Here is a 7,541-nt window from a genome sequence, read left to right as displayed (position 1 = left end):
CAATTACTCCTGGCATAGTTCTATGGACCAAACGACTTGTATATTAATCCCTCTGATAAACAACACCAAATTCGCCCCCGGAGAGTGATAAATTTAATAAGGTTTATAAAGTATTCCTCTTTTTTCCCCCCTATGTGCGCGTCAGAAAAAGAACAACAACCAAAGGCCTTACAAAACACCCCGCCCCCAACATACTCGCCAGAACAAGTAGGAGAAGGCATTTGGATCTACCCAACTGATACGATCTACGGCATTGGTTGCAACGCAACGCGCAAAGAACTTGTTGAAAAAATAAGAATAATTAAAGAGCGTGATGAAAAACCATTCTCCATTATAGCACCTTCAAAGAAGTGGATTCTTGAGCATTGCGATGTTGATCCTTCTTTTCTTGAACGCTTACCAGGACATTACACCTTGCTCTGCAAGAAAAAAGATCCTTCTTTTCTTTCCTGGGTGAGTAGTACAGACATCATCGGCATTCGCATGATTAACCACTCATTCCAACAGCTTGTAAGCAAAGCAGGAATTCCCTTTGTTACTACATCAGTTAACAAAAGTGGAAAACCCCCTGCAAAAAAGATACAAGACATTTCAAACACCATTCTTGAACAAGTAGATGTCGTAATTGATGAAGGAGAACTTACTGGGCGTCCCAGCACCCTCATCAATACCATAACTGGAGAAATTATTGAACGAGTTTAAATCTCACAGGTTTATCCTGTGCTTTGATTGTGATAATGTGATACGGCGAGGTGATTGCTTGAGTAGCTATTCCTTCAGGGACAGTTTCTACGTAATATACTACCACTTCATCACCTTCGTCTTGAACACGTATAACTGAAATTCCATATCCCCCAGTTGGTTTTTCTCCTTGAAATAAGGCAATAACCTCTTGTTCATTAAAATCAATTGAAGGAGGATCTTCCTTAAATGCTGCCCTCCACATAAGTTCAAGTTCTGTGGGATCTTCGCTAGTAATAACGAACTGAGCAGGAGAAAACTTGTGCGAATAGAAGCCTTTTCTGAGTGTTGAGAAGTCTAAGGGAGTTCCTTCACCAAACGGAGATTGTTCAGCTTCTGCGGGCTGGACAGCTGAAGAGCCAGTATTAGCGGAATCTTCTTGTTCTATGTTTGTAGTATCAGTAGGTTGTTGCATGTCTTCTTGTGCAGTGTTTGCACAACCAACTAAAAGTACTAGTACAAGTAAGAGAGCTAAAAAGCTTAGTTTCTTCATGCGCCTAAGGGAACTAATTCAAAAATATAAACTTATCGTCGTACTCGACCCGTCTCGAGTAGTGCAACTGTTGTGACTTTATTGCGTCTCGCTCTGCAACCAACCCAGCAACCCCATTCACAACCCGCATCACAACTCAGTTCTTAAGCACGCAGATCAACTCTACGTGATGAGTATGTGGAAACATGTCTACGAAGATGAGTTGATCCACTCTAAAACCAAGTTTGGAGAATTCCTTGATATTTCTTTTAAGATCCTGCGGTGAGCAAGAAACATAGATGATGTTGTTCGTGAGTTGTGCTAATTTTTCTTCATATCCTTTTGTGATACCGGTGCGCGGAGGATCAATCAATACCACATCGTACTGCCCTTTTGCTTCTTCATCTAAGTAGGCATAGACATCCTTGAAAATATTCTTTGCGTGAGGTGCGTTATGCTTTGCAAAAAAGTAGGAAACAGCATCTCCCTCAACACACGTAATATTTGCTGTAATCTGAGAGGAAAAATTTCCTATTCCCGAGAAGAGTTCAAGTACGGTCCGGGCATTTTCTTTTTCAATCAATGAGACCACTTCTTCAACTAAACGCTCATTGAGTTGAGTGTTTGCTTGAATAAAACAAGAAGGAGTGTAGCTGATTTCTTTTCCTTTGAGTGTATACGTGCAGACAGGTGCGAGACCTTCTTCAATAGCCTTGATTGTTATGTTATCGCGCTTGTCCCAGATGGCAATACCTTCGTTATCAGCTGTGAGGACATACTCTCCTGGAACTTTTGCAAACTGGTCAAACTGCTCAATAAAATCCTGATTGATAAGATAACACTCCTCAACGTCAACGACTTCATCAGATTTTGCTTTCTTAAAACCAACTGCTCCCTGATCGGAGAAAATCTTTATTTTGTCACGATAAAAATCAGGCTCGCCAGTGATAACTTTAATCTCTTTTTCATAATAGGGTTTGAACATGAACTCCAAAAAACGTTTCTTGTACTCCACTTGCGCTTCGTAATCCATGTGCAATAAGTTACAACCACCACACGTAAGAAAATGCTTGCACCGAATAGGCGTTCGTAAATGAGACTCCTTCACAACAGTGACGATTTCTGCTTCATAGTATTTCTTATGCTCTTTGGTGATTTTAACCTTGACGCGATCACCAGGACACGTAAAAGGTACAAACACAGGACGTTTGTGTCCATCTACTTCAATAGTACCCACTCCTTTTCCAGTTGAAGCTAAGGATTGAATCGTAATAGTGTGTGCCATAATTGCTCAAATCGTTGTTCTCTTTATAATAATATGCTCTACAGGGTGCGTCCTAAAGTAAAAGAGAACCAACTATAACAGTTGATATCTTGAAGGATTAAGTGTTTCTATAAGCATATCACAAAGCACCTTCTGAGAGGATGGTGATTTGAATGCAGGAAGAGATAATTTTTGAGGGCCTGCTGATTGAAGTTGTACGAGTATCTCTTGCAGAGTATCTTGAGTAAGAGGTCCAAGAACGGTTTCCATCACTTGAACATCAGATCCTATCTCTACATGCATGCGATAGAGTTTTTGATGTTGTAGTGTCAGCGTGTTTTCATAGGGCTCAACGCTCTTGCACATAATCATAATGGGAATGTTGAAATAAACCTGTTGCTTGAAAGCACAAAAAGGATGCGCATATTTTCTTGATCGAGGGTGTTTAAGAATCTTCGTCTGTATATCCGCACTATTCTTAACATAGTCTTCAAAGGAATCACAACGAGTGTAAAACCAGTGAACCGAACAATGATTACGATAGTCCACAACACCAACAACAGATCTTCCACTTACTTGAAAAGAATGCGTAAGGATAGGGTTTTCTGCAAATCTCATAAACCAGGAGAAAGAGTGTTTGTTTTTAAAAGTTCAGACGAAAAAAGAATATTTTTGCGCCCGCACATGTTATTCAAGTTATTTAAAACAGTGTTCTCCTCTACAACACTCATCAATGTTTACCTTACAGTTTTTACACTGACCGTGTCCGTGAACCCACACAATCTCACCAATAAACCCACAATAATTACACCTTATCACAGTCATGAGTACACAATAGTTACTAGTTTCCTTACGCGTCACCGCTAAAGAAAGGTGTGAGAAGCAAGTTCGTGAATAATATTGCTGATATCCCAATCACCCCCACAGCTCTGTTCCTCCTGCTCAAGGAGTTTTTTCGTACGGACAATGTAGTCCTCATACATCTTCGTTGCAAGATTGAAATCCTTTGCGGAAATCGTCACATCCGCTGTAAATTCAAGCAAAGGCACCATCTCATCATAAACGCAACGCACTCCTTTTTGAAACCCGACAATCCCTCTTTGATGTGCAGAGTTGTCAAGACGACGCACCCACTCATCAAAGCCAATTCTGAAATACACCAAATCTGTTTGAGCACGGAATTTACTTAGAGCCATTGGGTGGTGGATGAAACTCCCTCCTGGAGCGTAGATAGTGTTTTCCTGAATTTGAAGATCCATGAGCACCTCCCTCTCTGCGTCTAAAAAATAACGTTCTCCTTTCTCTTCAACGCATTTTTGTAAATCCCCGATGCGTTCTTGTAACACGTCATCTACATCTACAAAGTGCATTCCCAGTTTTTTAGCAACTCTACGTCCAATCTCGCTTTTTCCGGAATAGGGGAGTCCGATATTTGTGATGATCATCTTCTTCGAACCTCTCGCACCCCTATATAAATCAAACGGATATGCACGGCTAAAAAAGACAAGACAGAACAAGACAGAACCACACAGAAAAACACAGAAAAACACAGGACAAAAACAATATTTAAAAAGGACAACTACACGATTGAAAGCATGTCCTCAAAAGAAAAAATACAAGAACTTCTCACACTTGCAGATATTAAGATCAACGGTTCTCGTCCCTGGGATATTCAAGTCCATAACGAAAAACTCTATGACAGAGTCCTTGCGCAAGGCTCATTAGGTCTTGGTGAGTCCTATATGGATGGATGGTGGGATGTGAAAGCGCTTGACCAATTCTTCACCAAACTTCTTAGTGCTCAACTTGATCGCAAAGTACGACCCATTATGCTTGTAGGAACTGCGCTCAAAGCAGCTCTTCTTAACTTGCAAACCAAGTCAAGATCAAAAAAAGTAGCACAAGAACATTATGACCTTGGCAACGAATTCTATGAAAACATGCTTGATCCAGAGTATATGCAATATACTTGTGCGTATTGGAACACACCAAGAGGACGTGCAAAAAATCTTAGTGAAGCTCAGAAAAACAAGCTCGACCTCATCTGTCGTAAACTTAAACTCAAAAAAGGGGAAACTGTGCTTGAGCTTGGCGGAGGATGGGGTGGTTTTGCCTACTATGCTGCTAAGCATTACGGTGTTAAAGTAACCTCCTACAATATTTCAAAAGAACAAGTCGCATATGCTAAAAAGAAATGTAAAGGGCTTCCTGTTACTTTCAAGCTTGACGATTACCGTAACGCAACAGGGACCTTTGATAAAGTTGTCTCCATTGGTATGATGGAACATGTCGGGTACAAAAATTATGAGAAGTTCTTCGCGTTAATTCGTGAACGTCTCAAAGATGGCGGTCTTGCACTCGTACACACGATTGGAGGTCTGCGCTCCGTAACCCACACAGATCCTTGGATTGAAAAATACATCTTTCCTAATTCCATGCTCCCTTCTATGGCGCAAATCACTAAAGCTCTTGAGAAGACGAGGTTCGTTCTTGAAGATTATCACAACATCGGCGCAGACTATGATCCAACGCTGATGGCATGGTACAAGAACTATAAGAAAAACTGGAAGAAGTTTGAAAAAGACTATGGCGAGCGCTTTGCGCGTATGTGGGATTACTATCTTCTTGCTTGTGCAGGTTCATTTAGATGCAGACGTAACCAACTCTTCCAAATAGTACTCTCAAAAGAAGGAGTTCCCGGCGGGTACATGCCTGAGCGATGAGTTATTCTACACGTAAAAAAAGAGTGGTCAAAGAATTTAGAGAAGCTCTTGCTAGCGGAAAGACTGTAGGTCTTGGGAAGAAAACGTCAAACTTATTTAGGCATCGCAAAGGAAATCGCGTTAAAGTAGATGTTTCTGACTTTAATCACGTTCTTCACATAGATACTAAGAAAGGTTTTTGTGAAGTTGAAGGTATGACGACGTATGAAGAGCTTGTTGATGCAACACTCCAAAAAGGATTCATGCCCACCGTTGTTCCCGAACTTAAAACGATCACCATCGGAGGCGCATTTACAGGGGTTGGTATTGAGTCAAGTTCTTTCAAATACGGCCTGGTACATGAAACAGTACTTGAATGTGAGATTCTCCTTAGTGATGGGCGGGTCATCACGTGTTCCCCAAGGAAAAACAGTGATTTATTCTATGGTTTTCCCAATTCTTATGGGAGTCTTGGGTATGTTCTCAAACTTAAGGTTAAGATTGTTCCCGTTAAGGACTATGTTAAAATACAACATCAACGATTTTCAACAGCACAGGACTATTTCAAAGCAGTTGAGAAAGCCTGCAAGAGAAAAGATCTTGACTTTGTTGATGGATCTATCTTCTCACCTCAAGAGTATTATCTTACTACAGGAACGTTTGTGGATTCTGCTCCGCATCTAAGCGATTATACTGGTCGTAACATGTATTTCAAATCAATTAAAGAGGCGAGCGAGGATTACTTATGCGTAAAAGACTATATTTGGCGTTGGGATACTGATTGGTTTTGGTGTTCAAAACACTTCGGCGTACAAAATCCTGTTGTGAGGTTTTTCTGGCCAAAGAAATTACTGTGTTCAAAAACGTATTGGACGATTCGTTCTTGGTATACCAAAAGCGGTCTTAGTGCACTTATGAGTAAAGTCTCCGGAAGAAAAGAATCAATTATTCAAGATGTTGAAATTCCTGTTGAACACGCTGCTACATTTATCACCTGGTTCTTGAAAACAATTGGTGTTACTCCTGTGTGGATGTGTCCCACTCGTGCGTACAAGGGCAAGTATCCTTTTACGTTATACCCTCTTGATGCGAAAAAACTCTACATTAATTTTGGATTTTGGGATGTTAAAAAAACGAATAAACCTCCTGGATATTACAACAGACGTATTGAGAAAAAAGTTCGAGAACTAAAGGGTATGAAATCACTGTATTCCGATGCATATTATAGTGAAGAAGAATTCTGGGAGATCTACCCAAAACGCGTGTACTTACAGCTCAAGAAAAAATATGATCCACAAGGAAAGCTCAAAGGGCTTTATGAAAAAGTGGTGAAGCGCATCTAACCCGTTAAGATTGTTTTTGTTATTTTTCTGCTATTGGTTACGGTAATGTTGTATCACGTCGTTTTCTGACCAGTTCAGACACTGTTCTTTGTTAAAACCGAGTTTCTTTGCTGCTTCAAAGAGTGCTTCTTCGCTGGGTGCTTCTATTTCAAGATAGGTTGGTATTCCTTCAAGCGTGTCAAATTCAAAGACAGTGTCTCCAAGAGTGTAGCTTATGCGATGTTTTTTTGAACGTCTATGCTCTTTGAAACCTAGTTGTTCAAGAATCTGCTTCATAGTCTCAAAATCAGCAACAGCAGTTTCATATTCTTTGAATGCTTTTACTCTTTGTGAAGGTAGGCGTTTTTTAACAACAAACTCAGCAGAGGGTCCTTTTTTCCTTAAACGCACAAGAGTATCTTTATCTGGGCCAACGTAGCGAATAGCATCAATCTCCCCTTCAAACGTTTTCTTTGCGCCCCAAGAGAGAAGCGTATCGACAACTCGTTTAACATCAACATCAATGATTTTAACTTCTCGTTCTTCCATAGTCTACGTGCAAGTGGGGGGAAATAAAAAAGGTTGTGGTAATGTGCCCCACCATACCTACAATAATTAGAATGATCCAATGGTGTAGATCATGTATGCGCCAAGCAGTACGAGGAAAATACCAATACCTAAGCGCATAAGACCTCTGTGTTCTTTTCTCCAGTTTTCAAGCACGTGCGAATGTGTTCCAAAGTACGCAATGCCAATGATGACGAAGAGAGGCAAGATAAAGATGAAATTATAGAGCAAGAGCAAAGGTATTGCTGTTGCATATGCTCCTTGACTAAGAAGAGCAATTACTGCAAGGTAAGGTGCTCCTGTACAAGGAAGTTCTACGAGAACAACAAAAACTCCTAGAAGTGCTGTGAGTACCACTGCAGTCCAGGGTTTGTTCCTCTGAATTTTTTCAATTTTTGCAGTCCACTCCTTGATTTTTTTCGCAGCTCCTGGAAGCATTTGCAAGGAAAATCCTTTTCCGTACCAAAAGTAGT

At 40.6% G+C, this 7,541-nt stretch carries 9 protein-coding genes; 3 read left to right on the top strand and 6 right to left on the bottom strand.

The genetic code is table 11. The features are described from left to right. Positions 1–132 precede the first annotated feature (132 nt). On the top strand, positions 133–702 hold the full coding sequence (locus tag D6774_04075; protein RME77562.1) for a Sua5/YciO/YrdC/YwlC family protein: 570 nt from the start codon (positions 133–135) through the stop codon (positions 700–702). On the opposite strand, the gene D6774_04070 is transcribed toward D6774_04075, so the two are convergent. The 4 genes from D6774_04070 to D6774_04055 all read right to left on the bottom strand — a co-directional run bounded on the left by D6774_04070 (position 686) and on the right by D6774_04055 (position 3,922). Beyond that, positions 686–1,234, bottom strand: coding sequence for a protease complex subunit PrcB family protein (locus D6774_04070; GenBank protein ID RME77561.1), 549 nt, complete (start codon positions 1,232–1,234; stop codon positions 686–688). The genes D6774_04075 and D6774_04070 overlap by 17 nt on opposite strands. A 136-nt stretch (positions 1,235–1,370) precedes the next feature. After that, positions 1,371–2,498 (bottom strand): class I SAM-dependent RNA methyltransferase, encoded by a 1,128-nt coding sequence (locus D6774_04065; protein RME77560.1) that lies wholly within the window; start codon positions 2,496–2,498, stop codon positions 1,371–1,373. A gap of 72 nt (positions 2,499–2,570) precedes the next feature. Further along, positions 2,571–3,095, bottom strand: coding sequence for a hypothetical protein (locus D6774_04060; protein ID RME77559.1), 525 nt, complete (start codon positions 3,093–3,095; stop codon positions 2,571–2,573). A gap of 245 nt (positions 3,096–3,340) precedes the next feature. Further along, positions 3,341–3,922, bottom strand: a complete 582-nt coding sequence (locus D6774_04055; protein RME77558.1) for a shikimate kinase — start codon at positions 3,920–3,922, stop codon at positions 3,341–3,343. Between the two features lie 150 nt (positions 3,923–4,072). Here D6774_04055 and D6774_04050 point away from each other — a divergent pair, with 150 nt between their 5' ends. Together D6774_04050 and D6774_04045 are read left to right on the top strand one after the other, a co-directional pair. Then, positions 4,073–5,200, top strand: a complete 1,128-nt coding sequence (locus D6774_04050) for a cyclopropane fatty acyl phospholipid synthase (GenBank protein ID RME77557.1) — start codon at positions 4,073–4,075, stop codon at positions 5,198–5,200. Next, on the top strand, positions 5,197–6,522 hold the full coding sequence (locus D6774_04045) for an FAD-binding oxidoreductase (GenBank protein RME77556.1): 1,326 nt from the start codon (positions 5,197–5,199) through the stop codon (positions 6,520–6,522). The genes D6774_04050 and D6774_04045 overlap by 4 nt, the downstream gene beginning before the upstream one ends. 30 nt (positions 6,523–6,552) lie before the next feature. Here the strand turns inward: D6774_04045 and cyaB are convergent, their stop codons facing one another. Together cyaB and D6774_04035 are read right to left on the bottom strand one after the other, a co-directional pair. Further along, positions 6,553–7,050 carry a class IV adenylate cyclase gene (gene cyaB / locus D6774_04040; GenBank protein RME77555.1) on the bottom strand — a complete coding sequence of 166 codons (498 nt, stop codon included), beginning with the start codon at positions 7,048–7,050 and terminating at the stop codon, positions 6,553–6,555. Positions 7,051–7,116: 66 nt separating this feature from the next. Beyond that, a partial coding sequence (locus tag D6774_04035; GenBank protein RME77554.1) for a hypothetical protein occupies positions 7,117–7,541 on the bottom strand: 425 nt, incomplete at its 5' end.

It is taken from the genome of Candidatus Woesearchaeota archaeon (genome assembly GCA_003695435.1).
In the GTDB taxonomy this organism is placed as follows: domain Archaea; phylum Nanobdellota; class Nanobdellia; order Woesearchaeales; family UBA11576; genus J101.
Note: the sequence above shows the minus strand (reverse complement) of the source record. Positions and strands in the feature narration are given on the sequence as shown.